This window comes from Streptomyces sp. EDA2-14, from assembly GCF_054963755.1.
Genome location: NZ_JBUEGE010000023.1, coordinates 90,318 through 111,357 on the forward strand (window position 1 = coordinate 90,318; position 21,040 = coordinate 111,357).

Genomic DNA, 21,040 nt, shown 5'->3' on the forward strand with positions numbered 1-21,040 from the left:
ACGCCTACTTCGGCGTCGAGCTCTTGCGGCGCAGCGCGAAGACCACACCGCCGCCCGCGACGACCAGGAGCGCCGCGATGCCGGCGATCACCGGGGTGTTGCTGCTCGCGCCGGTCTCGGCGAGGTCCGAACCACCGGCCGGGGAGGCCGAGCTGCTCGGTGCCGGGGCAGCGGCGGCGCTGGTCTTGGGGGCCGACGGGGCCGGCTTCTCGGCCGGGGCCGAGGTGCTGGGCGCGGCGGACGTCGCGGGCGTCGACGGCTTCTCGGTGGCACACGCCGTGGCCGGGGCGGTGACGCCGCCCTTGATGTCGTCGTCGACATTGAAGCGGTCGGTCTTCACGTGGACGCGGTACGTCGCGCCCGGCTTCCAGCTCTCCTTGAAGGTGATCGTGGCACCCTCCTTGGAGCCCTTCACGACCTGGGAGCCGACCTGCTCCTCGGAGCCGCCGGAGGTGCGGAAGACGGTCACGGTCGCCGGGGTGCCGGAGGCGTCGACGTCGGTGACGGTGATGACGCCCTGCTCGCCTTCGCAGCCGGCCTTGGCGGTGAACTCGCTGATGTTGCACGCCGAGGCGGAGCCTGCGACGCCCAGTGTCAGGGCCGTCGCGGCGGCGGCCACACCGGCGAAGCGGGCCGCTCTGGAAGAGATGCGCTGAGATATACGGGGGGCTACGGACACAGCTGTCCTTCAGGTACTGGGAAGAGAAGGGGTGCGGCGCGGCGCGAACGCACCTCGAAGCTCAACACCCCCACGGTCACCGATGGTTTATCGGTGACCGTGACGGACGGTCAATACTTCAGGGGGTCCGTCCGCCACTCTTGACCTCGGCTTGACCCAGTGTTCCTGGCCCCGTCGCTATCCGAGCCGCGCGATCGCCTCGCCCGCCTCCTCCACCGTGTCGACGAGCGCGATCCGGTCCTCCATGGACCGCTCGCGGGCGAGCGCCTGGAGCAGCGGCCAGGTGGGCAGGCGCTCGGTCCAGTGGGCGCGGTCGACGAGGACCATCGGGGTCGGTTCGCCGCGCGACTCGTAGTAGTTGGGCGTCGCGTTGTCGAAGATCTCCTGCACCGTGCCCGCCGCACCCGGCAGGAAGACGACGCCCGCGGTGGAGCGGGCCAGCAGTCCGTCCTCGCGGGTGGCGTTGGCGAAGTACTTGGCGATGTGCTCGGCGAACGCGTTCGGCGGCTCGTGCCCGTAGAACCAGGTGGGGATGCCCACGGACGGGCCGCCGTCCGGCCAGCGCTCCCGCACGGCGAACGCCGCGTCCGCCCAGTCGGTGATCGACGGGCTGAACGAGGGCGACTTCGCGAGGAGTTGGAGCGCGTCGTCGAGCATCGGGTCGGCGAAGGGCGCCGCGTACGCGCCCAGGTTCGCGGCCTCCATGGCGCCGGGACCGCCGCCCGTCGCCACCGTGAGCCCCGAGCGCGCCAGCGTCCGGCCGAGCCGGGCGGCGCCCGCGTACGCGTCCGTGCCGCGCGCCATCGCGTGACCGCCCATGACGCCCACCACCCGCGCCCCGACGAGGAGTTCGTCGAGCGCGTCGGACACCGAGTCGTCGTGCACCGCGCGCAGCATCGAGGCGAACACGTCACCGTCGGCCTTGGTCCGCTGGAACCAGTCGTAGGCGCGGGAGTCGGGAGTGGCCGCGTAGCCCTCCTCGGAGGACAGGCCGTCGAACAGCTCGGCGGGGGCGTAGAGACGGCCGCGGTACGGGTCGAAGGGGAGACCGGGGACCGGCGGGAAGACCAGCGCGCCGCGCGCCCTGACCTCGGCCGCCGCCTGCGGCTCCATCGGGCAGCCGAGGAATATGGCGCCCTCGACCTCGGCACCGCGCAGGCGCTCGGTGCGGGCGGTCAGGTCGACCGCCTGCACCCGGTGCCCGGTCAGCGTGCCGCGCGCGGCCACCACCTCGTCGAACTCCGCGAGTGTCTCGATCTCTCGGTCGGAGGTGGTGGCCGGCACGGACGGTTCGGATGACTGCTCTGGATTCGGCACCCGCCCATGCTAGGCACGGGCCGGTGCGCGGCCGTCGGTCAGCCCTCGACGACGGACGGGTCCATCCACATGACCTCGAAGGTGTGGCCGTCGAGGTCGTCGAAGGCCCGTCCGTACATGAAGCCGTGGTCCTGCTTCTCGCCGGTCTCGGTGCCGCCTGCGGCGATCGCCCGGTCCACGAGCTCGTCCACCTTCTCGCGGCTCTCGGCGCTCAGGGCGATCAGCACCTCGCTGCTGCTCTTCGAGTCGACGATCGTCTTCTTCGTGAAGCCCGCGTACTTCTCCTTCGTGAGCAGCATGAGAACGATGTGCTCGCTGATCACGATGGAGGCGGCGGTGTCGTCGGAGAACTGTGCGTTGCGCTCGTACCCCAGCTCCGTGAAGAACTTGGTGGACGCGGCCAGGTCGCTCACGGCCAGGTTCGGGAAGATCATCTGCTGGTACTCGCTCATGACGCGTCCGTCGCCTTCTCGATAAGTGAAGTGGTGTGGTGCGTACGAACATGTAGACGGTCAGTCTCGCCAAAACTCATCGCGCCGTCAGCGGAGCCGCCGAAAGTTCCGCGACCACCCAGGTCAGCGGCCCGAAAACGGCCAGCAGGGCGCAGGCCCTGAGCGCCACCGCCCCGCGCAGCGCCGTCGCCGGGGCGCCGATCCGCAGCAGCGCCTCCGTCGTGTGCCGCCGTGCCCGGCGGGCCTCGAAGGAAGCGGTCACCAGCGTCGCCACGGCGCACCCCACGACGAGCGCCGCGCCGAGCATCGCCAGCGGACCGACGCCGGCCGCGGCGTCCTCGCGCGCCCCGTACACCACGCCCGCCGCGTATCCGCCGGACGCCACCGCGCAGACCACGCCGAGCGGGCGGCCGATCCGCCGCGCCTCCTCCTGGAGCACCCGGCCCGCGAGCAGCCGCACCGCGGAGGGGCGTACGGACTGCAGCGCGCGCCCGCACAGATAGGTGAGTCCGGGACCGGCGAGCGCCAGGCCGAGCGCGGTCAGCGTCCAGCCGACGAGCACTCCGGTGGGGCTGCCGGTGAGGCCGCCCGGCAGCCGGGAGCCCGCGGCGCCGCGCGCGCTCGCCGCGTACGTCTCCACGGCGAGGCCGGCGGCGAGCAGGGCGAAGCCCCACGGCAGACCGGAGGGGGCGGGCGCAGGTTCCTGCGGTTCCTCGGTGGCCGGGACCGGGCGGGCGAGCCGCGGGTGCAGGGCGAGGGCGCTCGCCGCGGACGCCGCGAGCGGCACCCAGGTCAGCAGGGTGAGCGTGGCGGCCAGCGGCAGGGGCCGGTCGGCGGCGAGCAGTCCGCGGGCCGCGCCGTCGAAGGGGAGGCCCGAGAGGTCGCCCCGCAGGTGCAGGAAGAACAGCAGCGCCAGCATCGAGCCGAGCGTGCAGGCGATCGCCGTGGAGATCGCGGCGAGCAGGGTGAGCCGGGCCGGGCCGAGGCCCACCGCGGACAGGCCCGCGCGCGGCTGTGTGCCGGGGTCGGAGCGGGCCACGGCGACCGCGAAGTACACCGTCGCGGCGAGCGGCAGCACGCACCACGCGAGGCGCAGCACGGAGTTCGCGGCGGCCTGCGGGTGGCCGAGGGCGTGGCCGAGCGTGCACAGGAGCAGGAAGCCGGTGCCCGCGGAGGCGGCGGCGACGAGCAGTCTGCGCAGCTGGACCAGCGGGTGCGCGCCGCGGGCTAGACGGAGAGCGAGCACGCGGCCCGGCCTTCCGCCTCGGGGGCCTTCTCGGGCAGCGGCACCGTGTGCACGCGGCGCCCGTCGAGCAGCGACTCCGTGCGGTCGGCGAGCGCGCCCACCTCGGAGTCGTGCGTGGCGAGGACGACCGTGATGTCGTGCGAGCGGGCCGCGGCGGTGAGGGTGCGCAGGATGTGCGCGCTGTCGGCGCGGTGCAGCGTCGCGGTCGGCTCGTCGGCGAACACCACGTTCGGGGCGTGCGCGAGGGCGCGGGCGATGGCGACGCGCTGGCGCTCGGCGACGGACAGGGCGTGCGGGCGCTTGCGGGCGAGCCGGCCGACGTCGAGCCGGTCGAGCCACTCGTGGGCGGCGGTCTTGGCGGGGCGGCGCGGGGTGCCGCGCAGCATCAGGGGGAGCGCCGCGTTCTCCCACACGGTCAGCTCGGGCACGAGGACCGGCTCGGGGTCGATCCAGCCGAAGCGGTCGCGGCGCAGCCGCTCGCGCACCAGCGGGCCCATCGTGTGCACGGGCGTGCTGTTGAACCACACCTCGCCCTGCTGCGGCAGGAGCTGGCCGGAGAGGCAGCGCAGCAGCGTCGTCTTCCCGCTGCCGCGCGGGCCTGTGACGGCGAGGATCTCGCCCTCGCGGACCCCGAGCGAGACGCTGGTGAGCGCGGGGGGTGCGCCCTCCGGTCCGTTGCCCGATCCGCTGTGTGCGTAGTGCAGGGCACGCGCCCACAGCACGTCGTTGTCCGGCGGGGCCACCATCGCGTACACCTCGGTTCAGATCAGTTGCCTTCCCCCACAGGGCCCTTCTGACGGGTCCTGCCGGAGTCGCGGGCTCTGGTGCGCACATCTGCGGCGTTGTCGTCGGTTGTCAACGCTCCGCGTTGTCGCCCTCCTCCGCCTTGCAGCTGCACGCACCAGAGCCCGCTTGCCTGAGCCGATCGTGGCGGCCACTCGTACCCGGCCTGACCCGTCAGAAGGGCCCGTACGGGGGAACGAAGGCGCGGCCGATCGGTCACTGGGCACGGTAGGTATCCGCCCGCGGTAGCCGGAGAAAGGACGCGGCCCGGCCGCACCCATCTCACTCGGATGGGGCAACCGGGCCGCGTTTCAAGCCAGTTGGCGTTCCGTGGCCGCCCTGGCTCAGATCCTGCTGAGATCTGGATCAGATCTTGGACCAGGCCTCCGTGAGGACCTGGCGGATGATCCCCTCGATCTCGTCGAAGGTGGACTGGTCGGAGACCAGCGGCGGGGAGAGCTGGATGACCGGGTCGCCACGGTCGTCGGCGCGGCAGTACAGGCCGTACTCGAAGAGCTTCTTGGAGACGAAGCCGTAGAGCACGCGCTCCGACTCCTCGTCCGTGAAGGTCTCCTTGGTGGCCTTGTCCTTCACGAGCTCGATGCCGTAGAAGAAGCCGTTGCCGCGGACGTCGCCGACGATCGGGAGGTCGTTCAGCTTCTGCAGCGTGTTGAGGAAGTTCGCCTCGTTGTCCAGCACGTGCTGGTTGAGGCCCTCGCGCTCGAAGATGTCGAGGTTGGCGAGGCCGACGGCGGCGGAGACCGGGTGGCCACCGAACGTGTAGCCGTGCAGGAACGTGTTGTCGCCCTTGTAGAACGGCTCGGCGATCCGGTCGGACACGATGGCCGCGCCGATCGGGGAGTAGCCGGACGTCATGCCCTTGGCGCAGGTGATGATGTCCGGGACGTAGCCGAACTTGTCACAGGCGAACATCGTGCCGAGGCGGCCGAAGGCGCAGATGACCTCGTCGGAGACGAGCAGCACGTCGTACTTGTCGCAGATCTCGCGCACGCGCTGGAAGTAGCCGGGCGGCGGCGGGAAGCAGCCGCCGGCGTTCTGCACCGGCTCCAGGAAGACGGCCGCGACCGTCTCCGGGCCCTCGAACAGGATCTCCTGCTCGATCTGGTCGGCGGCCCAGCGGCCGAAGGCCTCCGGGTCGTCGCCGTGGATCGGGGCGCGGTAGATGTTCGTGTTCGGCACCTTGTGCGCGCCCGGCACGAGCGGCTCGAAGGGGGCCTTGAGGGCCGGCAGACCCGTGATGGACAGGGCGCCCTGCGGGGTGCCGTGGTAGGCGACCGCGCGCGAGATGACCTTGTACTTCGTGTGGTTGCCGTTGAGCTTGTGGTACTGCTTCGCCAGCTTCCACGCGGTCTCGACGGCCTCGCCGCCACCGGTGGTGAAGAAGACCTTGTTGAGGTCGCCCGGGGCGTAGTGGGCCAGGCGCTCGGCCAGCTCCACGGCCTTGGGGTGGGCGTACGACCAGATCGGGAAGAACGCCAGCTCGGCCGCCTGCTTGGCGGCGACCTCGGCGAGCTCCTGACGGCCGTGGCCCGCCTGCACCACGAACAGGCCGGAGAGGCCGTCCAGGTACTTCTGGCCCTTGTCGTCGTAGATGTAGGTGCCCTCGCCACGCACGATGGTGGGAACGGGCGCGTTCTCGTACGACGACATGCGCGTGAAGTGCATCCACAGGTGGTCGTACGCGGTTCGGCTGAGGTCCTTGCTCACGGCTATCGGGTTCCCCACATATAGGTCTGCTTCTTGAGCTTCAGGTAGACGAAGCTCTCGGTGGAGCGCACTCCGGGGAGGGCCCGGATGCGTCGGTTGATGACCTCCAGAAGGTGGTCGTCGTCCTCGCAGACGATCTCCACCATCAGGTCGAACGAGCCCGCGGTCATCACGACGTACTCGCACTCCGGCATGGACGTCAGCGCATCCGCCACGGGATCCAGGTCGCCCTCCACGTTGATGCCGACCATCGCCTGGCGTCTGAAGCCCACGGTGAGCGGGTCGGTGACGGCGACGATCTGCATCACGCCCTGATCGAGCAGCTTCTGTACGCGCTGGCGCACGGCCGCCTCGGACAGGCCCACGGCCTTTCCGATGGCGGCGTACGGGCGCCTGCCGTCTTCTTGAAGCTGTTCGATGATGGCGAGGGAGACGGAGTCGAGCGGCGGATTGCTGCCGTTCCTCGAACTGGGTCCCTTGGGGTCTGCGCTGCGACTGGCCACGGCTTCACTGTGCACGAGGACTCGTCTGTTTCGCAAGCCCGGATCGATGAAATTCGTTGTCCAGGAGCTTTCCAGTCACTGATTCCGTAGTTCGACGGGGGTGGGGGGTGTCGAAAACGTCGGTCTACCGACTAGGGTGGGCGTCTCAAGGTTTGGACAGCGAACAGTCAGGAGGGCCGGCAGTGAGCACCAGTGAGGTGGGACGGCTGCGTAAGCTCCGCAATTACGTAGACGGTGAGTTCCGGGACGCCGTCGACGGACGGACCACCGAGGTGGTCAACCCCGCCACGGGCGAGGCGTACGCGACCGCGCCGCTGTCCGGGCAGGCCGATGTCGACGCCGCGATGGCGGCGGCCGAGGCCGCGTTCCCGGCCTGGCGCGACCTGGTACCGGGTGAGCGCCAGAAGTACCTCCTGAAGATCGCGGACGCGTTCGAGGAGCGCGCCGAGGAACTGATCGCCATCGAGTCGGAGAACTGCGGCAAGCCCCTCGGGCTGACCCGCAGCGAAGAGATCCCGATGATGCTCGACCAGATCCGCTTCTTCGCGGGTGCGGCCCGCATGCTGGAGGGGCGCTCCGGCGGCGAGTACATGGAGGGCCTCACCTCCTTCGTGCGCCGCGAGCCGATCGGCGTCTGCGCGCAGGTCGCGCCGTGGAACTACCCGATGATGATGGGCGTGTGGAAGTTCGCCCCGGCGCTCGCCGCGGGCAACACGGTCGTCCTCAAGCCGTCGGACACCACCCCGGCCTCCACGGTCCTGATGGCCGAGATCATCGGCTCGATCGTGCCCAAGGGCGTCTTCAACGTGGTGTGCGGCGACCGCGACACCGGCCGCCTGATGGTCGAGCACAAGACCCCCGCGATGGCCTCCATCACCGGCTCCGTGCGCGCCGGCATGCAGGTCGCCGAGTCCGCCGCCAAGGACCTCAAGCGGGTCCACCTGGAGCTCGGCGGCAAGGCCCCGGTCGTCGTCTTCGACGACGCGGACCTCGCGAAGGCCGCCGAGGGCATCGCCGAGGCCGGGTACTTCAACGCCGGGCAGGACTGCACCGCCGCCACCCGTGTCCTCGTCCACGAGTCGGTGCACGACGAGTTCGTCACCGCGCTCGCCAAGATCGCCGCCGAGACGAAGACCGGCGCGGCCGACGACGAGGACGTCCTGTACGGCCCGCTCAACAACGCCAACCAGCTGAAGCAGGTCACCGGCTTCATCGACCGCCTCCCGGCGCACGCCAAGGTCGAGGCCGGCGGCCACCGGGTCGGCGACAAGGGCTACTTCTACGCCCCGACCGTCGTCTCGGGCCTCAAGCAGGACGACGAGATCGTCCAGAACGAGGTCTTCGGCCCGGTCATCACCGTCCAGTCCTTCTCGGACGAGGACCAGGCGGTGTCCTACGCCAACGGCGTCGAGTACGCGCTCGCCTCCTCGGTCTGGACGAAGGACCACGGCCGCGCCATGCGGATGTCCAAGGTCCTCGACTTCGGCTGCGTGTGGATCAACACCCACATCCCGCTCGTCGCCGAGATGCCGCACGGCGGCTTCAAGAAGTCCGGCTACGGCAAGGACCTGTCGGCGTACGGCTTCGACGACTACACGCGCATCAAGCACGTCATGACGTCGCTGGACGCGTGACCTGCGGGTGGACCTGCGGGTGAACCTCACCTACAGCGAGGTCGGCGCGACCCTGGCGGCCGGTGAACTGCCGCCGGGGTACGCCCACATGGACCGCCGTGTCCGGATCGGCTCGGGGCAGGAATGCCTGGAGCGGGCCGGCGCGGCGGTTCTGTCGTGGGGCGCGCAGCGCGGGGCCGGGCTCCGGGTGACACCGGGTGACGACGTCCGGGAGGGCGCGGACGCGGAGCTGCGGGCGCTGTTCCTGCGCTTTGCCTGCCGGGTGGTACGGGTCGTGCGCGAGCCCTCCAGGATCGGCTTCGTGTACGGAACGCTGCCGGGGCATCCGGAGTGCGGCGAGGAGGCGTTCCTCGTCGAGCGCGACGCGGACGGGTCCGTGTGGTTCCGTGTCCGCGCGTTCTCCCGGCCGGGCAGCTGGTACGCGCGGCTCGGCGGGCCGGTGACGCGGAGCGTGCAGATGTGGATGACCCGGCGATATCTGCGGGCGATCGCGGCCACGGTCGCGGACGCGCTCCCCGGAGCGTAGATCGACAAGGTGTCGGCCCCGGACCGCGGCGCTCGACGCAGCGTCCATTGTGGGGCCAAGTCGTCGGGCGGGAGGCTGAGTTCGTGCGAGCGAACCCGATACCCCACCAGGTCAACCGTCGTTCCCTGCTGCGCGCCCTGGGCGGTGGTGCCGCGGCCGCGACGGTCGGCGCCCTCGCCACCGGCTGCGGGGTGCCCGCCGCGTACGTGTCGCCGGGCGAGCGGGCCGGTCACGATCTGTCCGCCGACGAGAAGCGGCTCACCTGGGCCAACTGGCCGCTCTACATCGACGTCGACGACGACAATCCGTCCAAGCGGCCCACCCTCGACGCGTTCGAGAAGCGGTCCGGGATCCAGGTCAAGTACACCGAAGAGATCAACGACAACGACGAGTTCTTCGGCAAGATCAGCCCGTCGCTGATGAACCACCAGAAGACCGGCCGCGACCTCATCGTCATCTCCGACTGGATGTGCTCGCGGTTCGTGCGGCTCGGCTGGGTCCAGGAGATGGACCGGGCGCGCCAGCCGCACGTCACCGAGTACCTCGACCCGCTGCTGCGTTCCCCCGCCTTCGATCCGGGCCGCAAGTACACCGTGCCGTGGCAGTCCGGCATCACCGGCATCGCGTACAACAGGCGCAAGCTCGGCCGCGAGATCAAGCACGTCTCGGACCTGTGGGCGGACGACCTGAAGGGGCGCGTCACCCTGCTGTCCGGACTCGACGAGTCCTTCGCGCTGCTCATGCAGGGCAACGGCGTCGACATCACCAAGTGGACCGGCGCCGACTTCGACATGGTCTGCGACCAGGTCGAGAAGCTGGTGAAGGCGAAGCACATCCGCCGCTTCACCGGCAACGACTACATCAAGGACCTCTCCAGCGGGGACGTCGTCGCCTGCCAGGCGTACAGCGGCGACATCATCCAGCTCAAGGCCGACAACCCCGACATCGAGTTCGTCGTCCCCGAGGAGGGCGCCGAGCTCTGGGCCGAATCCCTGATGATCCCCAACCTCGCCGACCACAAGGCCAACGCCGAGCACCTGATCGACTACTACTACCGGCCGGAGGTCGCGGCGGAGCTGGCCGCGTGGGTCAACTACGTCTGCCCGGTGCCGGCGGCGCGGGACGTGCTCGCCTCGTCCAAGGACAAGGAGACGGCCGAGCTGGCCGAGGACCCGCTGATCTTCCCCGACGACCGGATGCGCTCGCGGCTCGCCATCGCTCGGGACATCAGGTCCTCGGAGCGCACCGAGTTCTCCAAGCGGTGGAACAGGATCGCGGGGCTGTGAGACGCGACGAGCGTCACAACGGGCCTTACGTGGAGCTGAGTTGAGGCTGCCTAAGGTGTGGCCATGACCGATGACACGTCGCCCGTCGGGGCCGCCGTCACCCTGGGGCTTTTCGCCGCCTGGGCGCTGCACGACACCGAAGAGGTGCTCACCACTGCGCGCTGGATGCGCGAGAACGTGCCGCTGCTGCGCGAGCGGTGGCCCGGAGTGCCCGAGCGGGTGTGGCGGTTCATGGAGCGCGCCGACGAGCGGGAGTTCACCACCGCCGTCGGCGTCATGGCCGGGATCGTCGGCGCGGGGGCCGTCGCGGGCTGGGCGAGCGGTGGTCGCAGCGCCACGTACCAGGCGATGCTCAATGGCTTCGGGGCGCACGGGCTGCTGCACATCGGCCAGGCCGTCGCCGTCCGCGGCTACACGCCGGGCGTCGTGACCTCGCCGCTGCTCGTCGTGCCGTTCACGCTCTGGGCGCGGCGGCGGCTCGCGCGGGCCGGGGTGCTGCGGCCCGCGCGAGGCAGGGACGTCGTCGTCGGGCTCGCCGGGGCGGCCGCGGCGACCGCCGTCTCGCACGGGGTGGCGCGGCGGATCGTCAGGCGGCGTTCCTGACCGAGGCCATGATGATGCGCTGGGCGACGGGGTTCATCTCCTCGCCCTTTGCGTCCGTGGAGTTGACGGAGTAGACGACCGTCCGGGACAGGTCCGGGGCGGCGGCCATCCCGGTGCTGTAGCCGTACCGCGAACCGGACTTGCCCCAGTACACGCGGTCACCGATCTCGATCTTCTGAAGTCCGGCGCTCATCGTGGCCCCTGCCACGCCCGCCGGGACCGTGAACATCTCGTCGAGCTGCGGCGCGGGCACGATCCGGCCCCGGAAGAGCGCGGTGAGCAGCCGCTCCAGATCGGCGGTCGTGGAGATTATGTCGCCCGCCGCCGACCGGTCGGCCTGGACCCACTCCGTCACATCGACGAACTCCCCGTCCACCAGCTGGTATCCGCGGTTGTGCGGACCGTGGACGCGCGGATCGGTGCCGGGGAAGTACGTGTGCCGCATCCCCGCGGGGCGCAGCACCAGACGGGTCGCCGCCTCGCCGAAGGAGTCGCCGGTGACCTTCTCCACGAGCAGCCCGAGCAGCGTGTAGTTGATGTTGAGGTACTGCTGCCGCGTGCCCGGCGCGAACGCGGGGCCCTTGGCGAGCGCCGAGGCCGCTGCCTGCGTCGGCGTCACGACGTCGAAGCGGTGCGCGTACTGTTCCGCGAACCCGTCGCCCCAGCCGTCGGCGGCCGGTATCCCGCTGGTGTGGTTGAGCAACTGCCGTACGGATACGGGCTGTCGGAAGCCGGTGCCGCGGAAGAGCGCCGGGAGATACCGCTGCACCGGCGCGTCCAGGTCGACCTTGCCGTCGGCGGCGAGCCGCAGTACGGCGGCGGCCGTCACCACCTTCGTCGTGGAGCCCGCCCGGAACCGCGCGTTCTCCAGGGCCTTCGCACCCGTCCGCAGGTCCCGTACGCCCGCGGAGCCGTGCCAGGAGCCGCCGGTGCCGCCGACCCGGACGAGGGCCGCCGTCGAGTCGCTGTTCGGGAGCCCGGCGAGCGCCTCGGACAGCGCCTTCGTGTCGGGGGCGCCGGGAGCGGGCGCCACCACGGTCCGCGCCGGGGCGGCCGTCGCGACCGGGGCGGCGACGGCGCCGAGAACCAGGGCGGTGGACAGGGCGAGGGCGATACGACGCTTCAACTGGGCCTCCTCGTAGGGAAGCCGGCCCGCTCGGGCCGACACGGACCATCCTCGGCGGCGGCCGCCCGCGGCAGCTCGTCGTACGGGATGATCCGGACCCTGGCCCGCGCCCCGGTCACTCCCCTAAGGGGCGCTCAGGCCGCGCCGCGCAGCGCCGTCAGGGCGTCGATCCGGTTCGTCGTGATCGAGTCCACGCCGACGTCGAGCAGCCGGCGCATCGCGCGCCCGGTGTCGGGCGTCCAGGCCGACAGCAGGTAGCCGTCGCGGTGGACGCGGGCCGCCAGCTCCCGACGCACCAGCGGGAAGCGGTAGTTGAGCCAGCGCGGGGCGATCGCCTTGAGCAGGCCCGCACGCGGCGGGGCGAGGCTCGTCCAGGTCAGGGCGATCTCCGCGGACGGGTCCGCCGCGCGGACCTTGAGCATCGTCGGGGCCCCCGCGCAGTAGTAGACCCGTTCCTCGGCGCCGCAGTCACGGACGGCGCCGACGATCGTGCGGACCGAACGCGCGTCCGCACCCGGCAGGTCGATCATGACGCGGGCGTCCCGGCAGGCGTCGAGCGCGTCCACCAGCGTGGGCACGCCGCCCTCGGTCAGCCCGCGCACCTCGTCGTACGAGAGTGCGGACAGCGGGCGGTCGTGCTGCCAGAGCCGCTCCAGCGTGGAGTCGTGGAGCAGTACGGGGACGGAGTCCCGCGTCAGTCGTACGTCGATCTCCACCGCGTCCGCGCCCCGTTCCAGCGCGGAGCGCAGGGAGGGCAGGGTGTTCTCGCGGACGCGGTAGGGGTCGCCTCGGTGGGCCACGGCAGTCACGGTGCGCATGGCCACCATTGTGACCTCAGGCCGGTGCCGCCTCAGGCCGTGGCCGACCAGTTCTCCGTGTACGTGTCGATCTCCGCGGCGATACGGGCCTTGCCCGTCTCGTCGAGGAACGACGCCCGCACCGCGTTCTTGGCCAGCTCCGCGACGCCCCGCTCGTCGAGGCCGAGGAGGCGGGCCGCCACCGCGTACTCGGTGTTGAGGTCCGTGGAGAACATCGGCGGGTCGTCCGAGTTGATGGTGACCGTCACGCCCGCGTCCACGAACTGCTTGAGCGGGTGCTCGTCGAGGGTGCGGACCGCGCGGGTCGCGATGTTCGACGTCGGGCACACCTCCAGCGGGATGCCGTGCTCGGCGAGGTGCGCGAGCAGCTTCGGGTCGCCGGCGGCCGACGTGCCGTGCCCGATGCGCTCGGCGCCCAGGTACGTCAGGGCATCCCACACCGTCTCGGGCCCGGTCGTCTCGCCCGCGTGCGGCACCGACCGCAGCCCCGCCGCGATCGCCCGGTCGAAGTACGGCTTGAACTGCGGGCGCGGCACGCCGACTTCGGGCCCGCCGAGCCCGAACGACACCAGGCCCTCGGGGCGCAGCGCGTCGTCCGTGGCCAGCCGCGCCGTCTCCTCAGCCGACTCCAGGCCCGCCTCGCCGGGGATGTCGAAGCACCAGCGCAGCACCGTGCCGAACTCGGCCTCCGCCGACTTCCGCGCGTCCTCGATCGCGTCCATGAAGGCACGGGCGTCGATACCCCGGCGCGTGGAGGAGAAGGGGGTGAGCGTCAGCTCCGCGTAGAGCACGTTCTGCCGGGCCATGTCGCGGGCGACCTCGTACGTGAGGAGGCGGACGTCCTCCGGCGTGCGGATCAGGTCGACCACGGACAGGTACACCTGGATGAAGTGCGCGAAGTCCGTGAACGTGAAGAACTCGGCCAGCGCCTCGGGGTCGCTGGGGACCTTGGAGTCGGGGTGCCGGGCGGCGAGCGCCGAGACGATCCTGGGGGAGGCGGAGCCCACGTGGTGGACGTGCAGTTCTGCCTTCGGCAGTCCGGTGATGAAGGCTTGCAGGCTCGCGCTGTGGCTCTGACTCGGGCTCTGGCTCACGGTTTCCTCCCCAGGAACTTGGGTGATCGGCTGATCGGGGTCCACGTCATCGTATGCGCGTGGGCCGCCCGGCCGGCCGGGTGCCTAGCATGGCCGGATGACCGAGTACGACCCGTGGCGCAGGCCGCCGGCGCCCTCCGCGTACGGGTACGTCAATCCGTACGCGGCGCCGGACGAGCCCGTACCGCCACCGCCCGTCGGCCCGGAGGGTCCGGGGCTGCTCCCGTACCACGCGTTCTGGTACGGGTACGGCGCCCCGGAGGCGGTGCCGCCCCGCAACGGACCGGGCGCCGCCGCCCTGGTGCTCGGGGTCGTCAGCGCGGCCGGCTTCCTGGTGTGGCCGCTCGCCATCGTGACGGGGGTGCTCGCGCTGGTCTTCGGCGTCATCGGCCGGCGGCGGGCCGGGGACGGGGACGCGACCAACGGCGGGCAGGCGCTCGCCGGGCTCATCTGCGCGGTGGGCGGGGTGCTGTCGGCCGTGGGCGTCGGGATCGCGTTCCTGGCGTGAACCCGTGAACCCGTGAACCCGTGAACCCGTGAACCGGCTGCTGAATGCGGCGGGGCGGTCCCCGCAGATGCTCAGCGCAGCCGCTCTCTCGCCGACATCAGCGCGAACCCCAGCAGATTCAACCCCCGCCACGCCCGCGGATCCGCCGCCCCCGCGTCGTCCGCCGCCATCCCGATGCCCCACACCCGGTCCACCGGCGAGGCCTCCACCAGGACCCGCTCGCGCGTGCCGACGAGGAACTCCCGCAGCCCCGCATCCGAGCCGAACTTGTGGACGCTGCCCTCGACGACCACGCCGAAGCGCTCCCGCTCCCACACCGCGTCGTCGAACCCGCGCACCAGCCGCCCGGCCTTCTTGGCCTCCGCCGGATGCCCCGCCTCCAGCGCGCGCCGCTCCGCCTCGGCGTCCCCGAACAGACGGGCCTTGGCCGCCATCATCCAGTGCTCCGCCGTCGCGTACTCCACGCCGTCCACCGTGAACGGCGACGGCCACCACTGGCTGAGGCAGCTCGCCCCGAGCGAACCGTCCTTGTGCGGTGTGTGCCCCCAGAAGTGCAGATACTTGACGCCGACCCCCGCCTCCAGGGCCGCGACCAGCGATTCCCTGCTGTCGATCTCCATACACGGGAGTCTGGCAGGTACTACTGACATTCCGTCCTGGGTTTTACAGGCGGACTCGACACCTGGTCGACAGATTCCGTCGCGTAACCAAAAGGCAACAACGGAATCACTTGTTGGTGTAGTGGTCCTCTGTCAGGATCGTCACTCAAATCGAGCTGGAGCTACGGCTGGAGCTACGCCGGTGTCCTCGGGACGAGAGCCGGCGCAGGAGAAGCGAGAGCGAGCACTCATGCACCACCCCACCTCGGATCACCCCGCCTCGGCCAAGGACGTGGCCGCACTGGCACAGGAACACTTCGCCGAAGGCGCCAACTTCGTCGCGGGCCGTCTCGTCAAGGGAACGTCCGGCCGCACCCACGCCGTGGTCGACCCCGCCACCGGTGAGGAGGTCTACACGTACGAACTGGCGGGCACCGCGGACGTGGACGCCGCCGTCGCCGCGGCGCGCGCCGCGTTCCCCGGCTGGGCGGGCGCGACGCCGGGCGAGCGGTCCGACGCCATGCACCGGTTCGCCTCGGTGCTCGACGAGAAGGCGGAGCTGTTCGCGCTGCTGGAGTCGCTGCAGTGCGGAAAGCCGCTCAAGCTGAGCCGCGAGTTCGACGTGCCCGGTTCGGTCGACAACGCCGCCTTCTTCGCGGGCGCCGCCCGGCATCTGCAGGGGCAGTCCGCGGGCGAGTACAGCGCCGACCACACCTCGTACGTACGCCGCGAGCCCATCGGTGTCGTCGGCTCCATCGCGCCCTGGAACTACCCGCTGCAAATGGCGGCCTGGAAGGTGCTGCCGGCCATCGCGGCGGGCAACACGATCGTCCTCAAGCCCGCCGAGCTGACCCCGTTCACCTCGCTGCTGTTCGCGCAGGCCGCCACCGAGGCGGGCCTCCCGGACGGCGTCGTCAACGTCGTCAGCGGCGCGGGCCGCGACGCCGGTGAGCACCTCGTCGGGCACCCGGACGTCGCCATGACCTCCTTCACCGGCTCCACGGGCGTCGGCAAGCGGGTCGCCGAGATCGCCACGGCCACCGTGAAGCGGCTCCACCTGGAGCTGGGCGGCAAGGCGCCCTTCGTGGTCTTCGACGACGCCGATCTCGACGCCGCCGTGCACGGCGCGGTCGCCGGCGCCCTCATCAACACCGGCCAGGACTGCACCGCCGCCACGCGCGCGTACGTACAGCGTCCGCTCTACGACGCCTTCGTGGAGCGGACCGCCGCGCTGATGAAGACGGTCAGGCTCGGTGACCCGTTCGCCGCCGACACCGACCTCGGGCCCCTCATCTCGCACGCCCAGCGGGACCGCGTCGCCGCCATTGTCGACCGGGCGCGCGGCTACGCGCGCGTGGTGACCGGTGGCGAGGCCCCCGGCGGCGACCTCGCGGCCGGCGCCTACTACCGGCCCACCCTCATCGCCGACGCCGCGCAGGACAGCGAGGTCGTCCAGTCCGAGATCTTCGGCCCCGTCCTCGTCGTGCTCCCCTTCGACAGCGACGACGACGGCATCCGGCTCGCCAACGACACCCCGTACGGACTCGCCGCCTCCGCCTGGTCCACCAACGTCTTCCGTGCGAACCGCGCGACGCGTGAGATCAAGGCGGGCTGCGTGTGGGTCAACGACCACATCCCGATCCTCAGCGAGATGCCGCACGGCGGGTACAAGGCGTCCGGCTTCGGCAAGGACATGTCGGCGTACTCCTTCGAGGAGTACACGCAGATCAAGCACGTCATGTTCGACAACACCGCGGTGGTGCGCAAGGACTGGCACCGCACGGTCTTCGGGGACCGATAGACACCAGGCCGCACGACCGGCGGCCGCCTACCTCCCGAAAGGGCAACCACGCGCATGGAGCAGTACGAGCCCGAACCCCTCTCCCCGGCCCAACTGGCCGCCATGCACCGCAGCTTCAGGAACGGCAGGGCAGCGATGTCCCGCCGCTCCCTGATGCGCGCCTCGACGGGCGGCGCGCTCGCCCTCGGCGGACTCGGCGCCCTCACCGGCTGCGGCATCCCAGCCGCGAGCACGTCCTCGGGCGGCGTCTCGTCCGAGGACCACTCGGCCAAGGAGAAGGTCGTCAACTTCTCCAACTGGACCGAGTACATCGACATGAGCGACGACGAGAAGCACCGGCCGTCGCTCGAGGCCTTCACCAGGCGCACCGGGATCAAGGTCAAGTACACCGAGGACATCAACGACAACGTCGAGTTCTTCGGGAAGATCAAGCCGCAGCTCGCGGCGGGCCAGGACACCGGCCGCGACATCATCGTGCTCACCGACTGGCTGGCCGCGCGGCTCATCCGCTACGGCTGGGTGCAGAAGCTCGACCCGGCCAACCTGCCCCACGCGTACACCAACCTGGCCGCCCAGTTCCGCAACCCCGACTGGGACCCGGGCCGCTCCTACTCCTACCCCTGGCAGGGCATCGCGACGGTCATCGCGTACAACACGAAGGCCACCGGCGGCAAAGAGATCACCTCTGTCTCGCAGCTGCTCGACGACCCGAAGCTCAAGGGCCGGGTCGGGCTGCTCTCCGAGATGCGCGACACCATCGGCATGACGCTGCTCGACATGGGCAAGGACCCGCGCGACTTCGAGCAGGACGACTTCGACGCGGCGATCGCGCGCGTGCAGAAGGCCGTCGACAGCAAGCAGGTGCGCCGCTTCACGGGCAACGACTACATTTCCGACCTCAGCAAGGGCGACCTCGCGGCCTGCCTCGCCTGGGCCGGGGACGTCGTGCAGCTCCAGGCGGACAATCCGCACGTCAAGTTCGCGATCCCGGACGCCGGTTACATCTCGTCGACCGACAACATGCTGGTGCCGAACCGGGCGCGCCACAAGACGAACGCCGAGAAGCTCATGGACTACTACTACGAGCCCGCGGTCGGCGCGGAACTGGCGGCCTGGATCAACTACGTGTCGCCGCTGGAGACCGGCACCGTCAAGCCGGAACTCGCCAAGATCGACAAGGACGTCGCGAACGACCCGCTGATCGTCCCCGACAAGGAGATGTCGGCGAAGGCGCACGGTTTCCGCTCCCTGACGGCCAAGGAAGACACGGCGTTCGAGCAGAAGTTCGCCCAGCTCACCGGCGGCTGACCCAGCGCCCACCGGCGGCTGACCCAGCGCCCACCGGCCGCTGACCCAGCGCCCACCGGCCGCCGCCTTTCGGCAGCCGCCCCCGCCCGGCCCCGCCCCTGCCCTCCCCGACTCCTTGGACTCACCATGACGACCCTCACGACGTCGGAGACCGGCGGAGACGTCCGTCTCTCCGGGATCAGCAAGACGTACGACAACGGCTTCACGGCCGTCCAGCCGCTCGACCTCACCGTGCCCCAGGGCTCGTTCTTCGCGCTGCTCGGCGCCTCCGGCTGCGGCAAGACCACGACGCTGCGCATGATCGCGGGACTCGAGGACCCGACCACGGGCACCGTGCACCTCGGCGACCAGGACGTGACGTCCCTGCCCCCGTACAAGCGGCCGGTGAACACCGTCTTCCAGTCGTACGCGCTCTTCCCGCACCTCGACATCTTCGAGAACGTCGCCTTCGGCCTGCGCCGCCGCGGCATCAAGTCCGTGAAGAAGCAGGTCGAGGAGATGCTCGACCTGGTGCAGCTCGGCGAGCACATCCGCAAGAAGCCGCAGCAGCTCTCCGGCGGCCAGCAGCAGCGCGTCGCCGTGGCCCGCGCGCTGATCAACCACCCCAAGGTGCTGCTCCTCGACGAGCCGCTCGGCGCCCTCGACCTCAAGCTGCGCCGCCAGATGCAGCTGGAGCTCAAGCGCATCCAGACCGAGGTCGGCATCACGTTCGTGCACGTCACGCACGACCAGGAGGAGGCCATGACGATGGCCGACACCGTGGCCGTGATGAACGCGGGCACCGTCGAGCAACTGGGCGCCCCCACCGACCTGTACGAGAACCCGGGCTCGACGTTCGTCGCGAACTTCCTCGGCACCTCGAACTTCATCGAGGCCGAGGTCGCGGGCCGGGCGGGCGACGACCTCACCCTCAAGGCCGGCGACGGAAAGCTCGTGCTTCCCACCGTCCGCAACTCCGCGCGCACCACGGCGACCGGCGACAAGCTCCTCCTCGGCGTGCGGCCCGAGAAGATCTCGCTGACGCACGTCGACGACGCGGCTCAGATCCCCGACGGCCGCAACCGCATCACCGGGAAGATCGCCGACTCCAGTTTCATCGGCGTCTCCACGCAGTACGTCGTCGACAGCCCGCTGTGCGACGCGTTCGAGGTCTACGCGCAGAACATCGAGCGCGACAGCCGTCTCGCCCCCGGCGCCGAGGTCGTCCTGCACTGGAACCCCGCGCACACCTTCGGCCTCGACGCGGCCCAGGACATCGAGGCCGGCGCGGCCAAGGTCTCGGAGGACGCCGCCGCATGAGCACGACACTCTCCGACGCGCCGCCGACGGCGCCCAAGCCGACGCCGGAGCCCCGCAGGCCCCGCAAGCGCGGCCGTCTCGTCCCGTACTGGCTGCTGCTGCCCGGCATCCTCTGGCTGGTGATCTTCTTCGCCCTGCCGATGGTGTACCAGGCCTCGACCTCGGTGCAGCAGGGCTCACTGGAGGACGGCTTCAAGGTCACCTGGCACTTCGCCACGTACTGGGACGCGCTGTCCGAGTACTGGCCGCAGTTCCTGCGCTCCGTCCTGTACGCGGGGCTCGCCACGATCCTGTGCCTGCTGCTCGGCTATCCGCTCGCGTACCTCATCGCGTTCCGCGCGGGCCGCTGGCGCAACGTGATCATGGTCCTGGTGATCGCCCCGTTCTTCACCAGCTTCCTGATCCGCACGCTCGCCTGGAAGACGATCCTCGCGGACGGCGGACCGGTCGTGGGCGTGCTGAACTCGCTGCACGTCCTGGACGTCACGAGCTGGCTCGGCATGACCGACGGCAGCCGGATCCTCGCCACACCGCTCGCCGTGGTGTGCGGACTCACGTACAACTTCCTGCCGTTCATGATCCTGCCGCTCTACACCTCGCTGGAGCGGATCGACGGCCGGCTGCACGAGGCCGCGGGGGACCTGTACGCGTCCCCGGCGACGACGTTCCGCAAGGTGACGTTCCCGCTGTCGATGCCGGGCGTCGTCTCCGGCACGCTGCTGACCTTCATCCCCGCGGCCGGTGACTACGTGAACGCGGACCTGCTCGGCTCCACCGACACCCGCATGGTCGGAAACGTCATCCAGACGCAGTTCCTGCGCATTCTCGACTACCCGACGGCGGCGGCGCTCTCCTTCATCCTCATGGCGGCCATTCTCTTCATGGTCACCTTCTACATCCGTCGTTCCGGGACGGAGGACCTCGTCTGATGCGCTGGCTGCGTAAGAACCTCGTGGTAATAGCGGGCCTGATCACGCTCGGCTATCTCCTGCTGCCGAACCTCGTCGTGACGGTCTTCTCCTTCAACAAGCCGAAGGGCCGCTTCAATTACGAATGGCAGGCGTTCTCGTTGGACGCCTGGAAGAACCCGTGCGGCGTCGCCGACATGTGCGGATCGCTCTCGCTGAGCCTGCAGATCGCGTTCTGGGCGACGATCGGCGCCACCGTCCTCGGCACGATGATCGCCTTCGCGCTCGTCCGCTACCGGTTCAGGGCGCGCGGCGCGATCAACTCGCTGATCTTCCTGCCGATGGCCATGCCGGAGGTCGTGATGGCGGCCTCGCTGCTCACGCTCTTCCTGAACATGGGCGCTCAGCTGGGCTTCTGGACGGTCCTCATCGCGCACATCATGTTCTGCCTCAGCTTCGTGGTGACGGCGGTGAAGGCGCGCGTGATGTCGATGGACCCGCGCCTCGAACAGGCGGCGCAGGACCTGTACGCGGGTCCTGTCCAGACCTTCCTGCGGGTCACGCTGCCGATCGCCGCACCGGGTATCGCGGCGGGCGCGCTGCTCGCCTTCGCGCTCTCCTTCGACGATTTCATCATCACGAATTTCAACGCGGGCTCGACCGTGACCTTCCCCATGTTCGTCTGGGGATCGGCGCAGCGCGGAACGCCCGTTCAGATCAATGTCATCGGTACGGCCATGTTCATGGTCGCCGTACTGTGTGTGCTTGCCGGAATGATGGTCGGCAAGCGAAAGAACAAGGTTGCTTGAGGGAGTTGGAATC

21 protein-coding genes are annotated in these 21,040 nt (G+C 70.4%); 10 read left to right on the top strand and 11 right to left on the bottom strand.

The features are described 5' to 3' along the window. Window positions 1-4: 4 nt before the first annotated feature. From ACY34M_RS36285 to ACY34M_RS36315, 7 genes are all read right to left on the bottom strand, one after another. Window positions 5-679: an LAETG motif-containing sortase-dependent surface protein gene (locus ACY34M_RS36285; protein WP_462722664.1), complete on the bottom strand. Its 675-nt coding sequence runs from the start codon at window positions 677-679 to the stop codon at window positions 5-7. Between the two features lie 177 nt (window positions 680-856). After that, a complete protein-coding gene (locus ACY34M_RS36290) occupies window positions 857-1,996 on the bottom strand; it encodes an LOG family protein (protein WP_462722663.1) in 1,140 nt (379 codons plus the stop codon). A gap of 38 nt (window positions 1,997-2,034) precedes the next feature. Beyond that, a complete protein-coding gene (locus ACY34M_RS36295; protein ID WP_462722662.1) occupies window positions 2,035-2,448 on the bottom strand; it encodes a VOC family protein in 414 nt (137 codons plus the stop codon). 76 nt (window positions 2,449-2,524) lie between these two features. Further along, on the bottom strand, window positions 2,525-3,694 hold the full coding sequence (locus tag ACY34M_RS36300; protein WP_462722661.1) for a hypothetical protein: 1,170 nt from the start codon (window positions 3,692-3,694) through the stop codon (window positions 2,525-2,527). After that, window positions 3,676-4,440, bottom strand: a complete 765-nt coding sequence (locus ACY34M_RS36305) for an ABC transporter ATP-binding protein (protein ID WP_462722660.1) — start codon at window positions 4,438-4,440, stop codon at window positions 3,676-3,678. The genes ACY34M_RS36300 and ACY34M_RS36305 overlap by 19 nt, the downstream gene beginning before the upstream one ends. A 403-nt stretch (window positions 4,441-4,843) precedes the next feature. Continuing rightward, window positions 4,844-6,223 carry an aspartate aminotransferase family protein gene (locus tag ACY34M_RS36310; RefSeq protein WP_462722659.1) on the bottom strand — a complete coding sequence of 460 codons (1,380 nt, stop codon included), beginning with the start codon at window positions 6,221-6,223 and terminating at the stop codon, window positions 4,844-4,846. Then, window positions 6,208-6,723, bottom strand: coding sequence for an Lrp/AsnC family transcriptional regulator (locus ACY34M_RS36315; RefSeq protein ID WP_462722658.1), 516 nt, complete (start codon window positions 6,721-6,723; stop codon window positions 6,208-6,210). Before ACY34M_RS36315 ends, ACY34M_RS36310 begins: the two co-directional genes overlap by 16 nt. Before the next feature lie 167 nt (window positions 6,724-6,890). Here ACY34M_RS36315 and ACY34M_RS36320 point away from each other — a divergent pair, with 167 nt between their 5' ends. The 4 genes from ACY34M_RS36320 to ACY34M_RS36335 all read left to right on the top strand — a co-directional run bounded on the left by ACY34M_RS36320 (window position 6,891) and on the right by ACY34M_RS36335 (window position 10,757). Further along, window positions 6,891-8,342 (top strand): gamma-aminobutyraldehyde dehydrogenase, encoded by a 1,452-nt coding sequence (locus ACY34M_RS36320; protein WP_462722657.1) that lies wholly within the window; start codon window positions 6,891-6,893, stop codon window positions 8,340-8,342. Between the two features lie 19 nt (window positions 8,343-8,361). Then, window positions 8,362-8,868, top strand: coding sequence for a DUF1990 family protein (locus tag ACY34M_RS36325; protein WP_462722656.1), 507 nt, complete (start codon window positions 8,362-8,364; stop codon window positions 8,866-8,868). An 83-nt stretch (window positions 8,869-8,951) separates the two neighbouring features. After that, window positions 8,952-10,154 carry an ABC transporter substrate-binding protein gene (locus tag ACY34M_RS36330; RefSeq protein WP_462722655.1) on the top strand — a complete coding sequence of 401 codons (1,203 nt, stop codon included), beginning with the start codon at window positions 8,952-8,954 and terminating at the stop codon, window positions 10,152-10,154. Between the two features lie 63 nt (window positions 10,155-10,217). Further along, window positions 10,218-10,757, top strand: coding sequence for an HXXEE domain-containing protein (locus ACY34M_RS36335; protein ID WP_462722654.1), 540 nt, complete (start codon window positions 10,218-10,220; stop codon window positions 10,755-10,757). Here ACY34M_RS36335 and ACY34M_RS36340 read toward each other — a convergent pair. The 3 genes from ACY34M_RS36340 to ACY34M_RS36350 all read right to left on the bottom strand — a co-directional run bounded on the left by ACY34M_RS36340 (window position 10,741) and on the right by ACY34M_RS36350 (window position 13,795). After that, on the bottom strand, window positions 10,741-11,925 hold the full coding sequence (locus ACY34M_RS36340) for a serine hydrolase domain-containing protein (RefSeq protein WP_462722653.1): 1,185 nt from the start codon (window positions 11,923-11,925) through the stop codon (window positions 10,741-10,743). The genes ACY34M_RS36335 and ACY34M_RS36340 overlap by 17 nt on opposite strands. A 92-nt stretch (window positions 11,926-12,017) precedes the next feature. Beyond that, window positions 12,018-12,701, bottom strand: coding sequence for a glycerophosphodiester phosphodiesterase (locus ACY34M_RS36345; RefSeq protein WP_462722652.1), 684 nt, complete (start codon window positions 12,699-12,701; stop codon window positions 12,018-12,020). A 32-nt stretch (window positions 12,702-12,733) separates the two neighbouring features. Continuing rightward, complete coding sequence (locus ACY34M_RS36350; RefSeq protein WP_462722651.1) at window positions 12,734-13,795, bottom strand: adenosine deaminase; 1,062 nt, start codon at window positions 13,793-13,795, stop codon at window positions 12,734-12,736. 97 nt (window positions 13,796-13,892) lie between these two features. Here ACY34M_RS36350 and ACY34M_RS36355 point away from each other — a divergent pair, with 97 nt between their 5' ends. Beyond that, entirely contained in the window at window positions 13,893-14,303 is a 411-nt protein-coding gene (locus ACY34M_RS36355; RefSeq protein WP_462722650.1) for a DUF4190 domain-containing protein, read from the top strand. Window positions 14,304-14,374: 71 nt separating this feature from the next. Here ACY34M_RS36355 and ACY34M_RS36360 read toward each other — a convergent pair whose 3' ends face one another. After that, complete coding sequence (locus tag ACY34M_RS36360) at window positions 14,375-14,953, bottom strand: NADAR family protein (protein ID WP_462722649.1); 579 nt, start codon at window positions 14,951-14,953, stop codon at window positions 14,375-14,377. Between the two features lie 199 nt (window positions 14,954-15,152). On the opposite strand from ACY34M_RS36360, the gene ACY34M_RS36365 reads away from it, so the two are divergent. The 5 genes from ACY34M_RS36365 (at window position 15,153) to ACY34M_RS36385 (ending at window position 21,027) form a co-directional block, all read left to right on the top strand. Beyond that, entirely contained in the window at window positions 15,153-16,703 is a 1,551-nt protein-coding gene (locus ACY34M_RS36365) for a gamma-aminobutyraldehyde dehydrogenase (RefSeq protein WP_462722648.1), read from the top strand. Window positions 16,704-16,757: 54 nt separating this feature from the next. Further along, window positions 16,758-18,011: a polyamine ABC transporter substrate-binding protein gene (locus ACY34M_RS36370; protein ID WP_462722647.1), complete on the top strand. Its 1,254-nt coding sequence runs from the start codon at window positions 16,758-16,760 to the stop codon at window positions 18,009-18,011. Window positions 18,012-18,137: 126 nt separating this feature from the next. Beyond that, window positions 18,138-19,310 (top strand): ABC transporter ATP-binding protein, encoded by a 1,173-nt coding sequence (locus ACY34M_RS36375; protein WP_462722646.1) that lies wholly within the window; start codon window positions 18,138-18,140, stop codon window positions 19,308-19,310. Then, window positions 19,307-20,239, top strand: coding sequence for an ABC transporter permease (locus tag ACY34M_RS36380; protein ID WP_462722645.1), 933 nt, complete (start codon window positions 19,307-19,309; stop codon window positions 20,237-20,239). Before ACY34M_RS36375 ends, ACY34M_RS36380 begins: the two co-directional genes overlap by 4 nt. Continuing rightward, a complete protein-coding gene (locus ACY34M_RS36385; RefSeq protein WP_462722644.1) occupies window positions 20,239-21,027 on the top strand; it encodes an ABC transporter permease in 789 nt (262 codons plus the stop codon). Before ACY34M_RS36380 ends, ACY34M_RS36385 begins: the two co-directional genes overlap by 1 nt. Window positions 21,028-21,040 lie beyond the last annotated feature (13 nt).

What these genes read in the sequence shown, in the direction of transcription:
- ACY34M_RS36295 (WP_462722662.1), bottom strand. Translation starts at nt 2,448, where the DNA reads ATGAGCGAGTACCAGCAGATGATCTTCCCGAACCTGGCCGTGAGCGAC.
- ACY34M_RS36305 (WP_462722660.1), bottom strand. Translation starts at nt 4,440, where the DNA reads ATGGTGGCCCCGCCGGACAACGACGTGCTGTGGGCGCGTGCCCTGCAC.
- ACY34M_RS36335 (WP_462722654.1), top strand. Translation starts at nt 10,218, where the DNA reads ATGACCGATGACACGTCGCCCGTCGGGGCCGCCGTCACCCTGGGGCTT.
- ACY34M_RS36345 (WP_462722652.1), bottom strand. Translation starts at nt 12,701, where the DNA reads ATGCGCACCGTGACTGCCGTGGCCCACCGAGGCGACCCCTACCGCGTC.
- ACY34M_RS36355 (WP_462722650.1), top strand. Translation starts at nt 13,893, where the DNA reads ATGACCGAGTACGACCCGTGGCGCAGGCCGCCGGCGCCCTCCGCGTAC.
- ACY34M_RS36360 (WP_462722649.1), bottom strand. Translation starts at nt 14,953, where the DNA reads ATGTCAGTAGTACCTGCCAGACTCCCGTGTATGGAGATCGACAGCAGG.
- ACY34M_RS36365 (WP_462722648.1), top strand. Translation starts at nt 15,153, where the DNA reads ATGCACCACCCCACCTCGGATCACCCCGCCTCGGCCAAGGACGTGGCC.
- ACY34M_RS36370 (WP_462722647.1), top strand. Translation starts at nt 16,758, where the DNA reads ATGGAGCAGTACGAGCCCGAACCCCTCTCCCCGGCCCAACTGGCCGCC.
- ACY34M_RS36375 (WP_462722646.1), top strand. Translation starts at nt 18,138, where the DNA reads ATGACGACCCTCACGACGTCGGAGACCGGCGGAGACGTCCGTCTCTCC.
- ACY34M_RS36380 (WP_462722645.1), top strand. Translation starts at nt 19,307, where the DNA reads ATGAGCACGACACTCTCCGACGCGCCGCCGACGGCGCCCAAGCCGACG.
- ACY34M_RS36385 (WP_462722644.1), top strand. Translation starts at nt 20,239, where the DNA reads ATGCGCTGGCTGCGTAAGAACCTCGTGGTAATAGCGGGCCTGATCACG.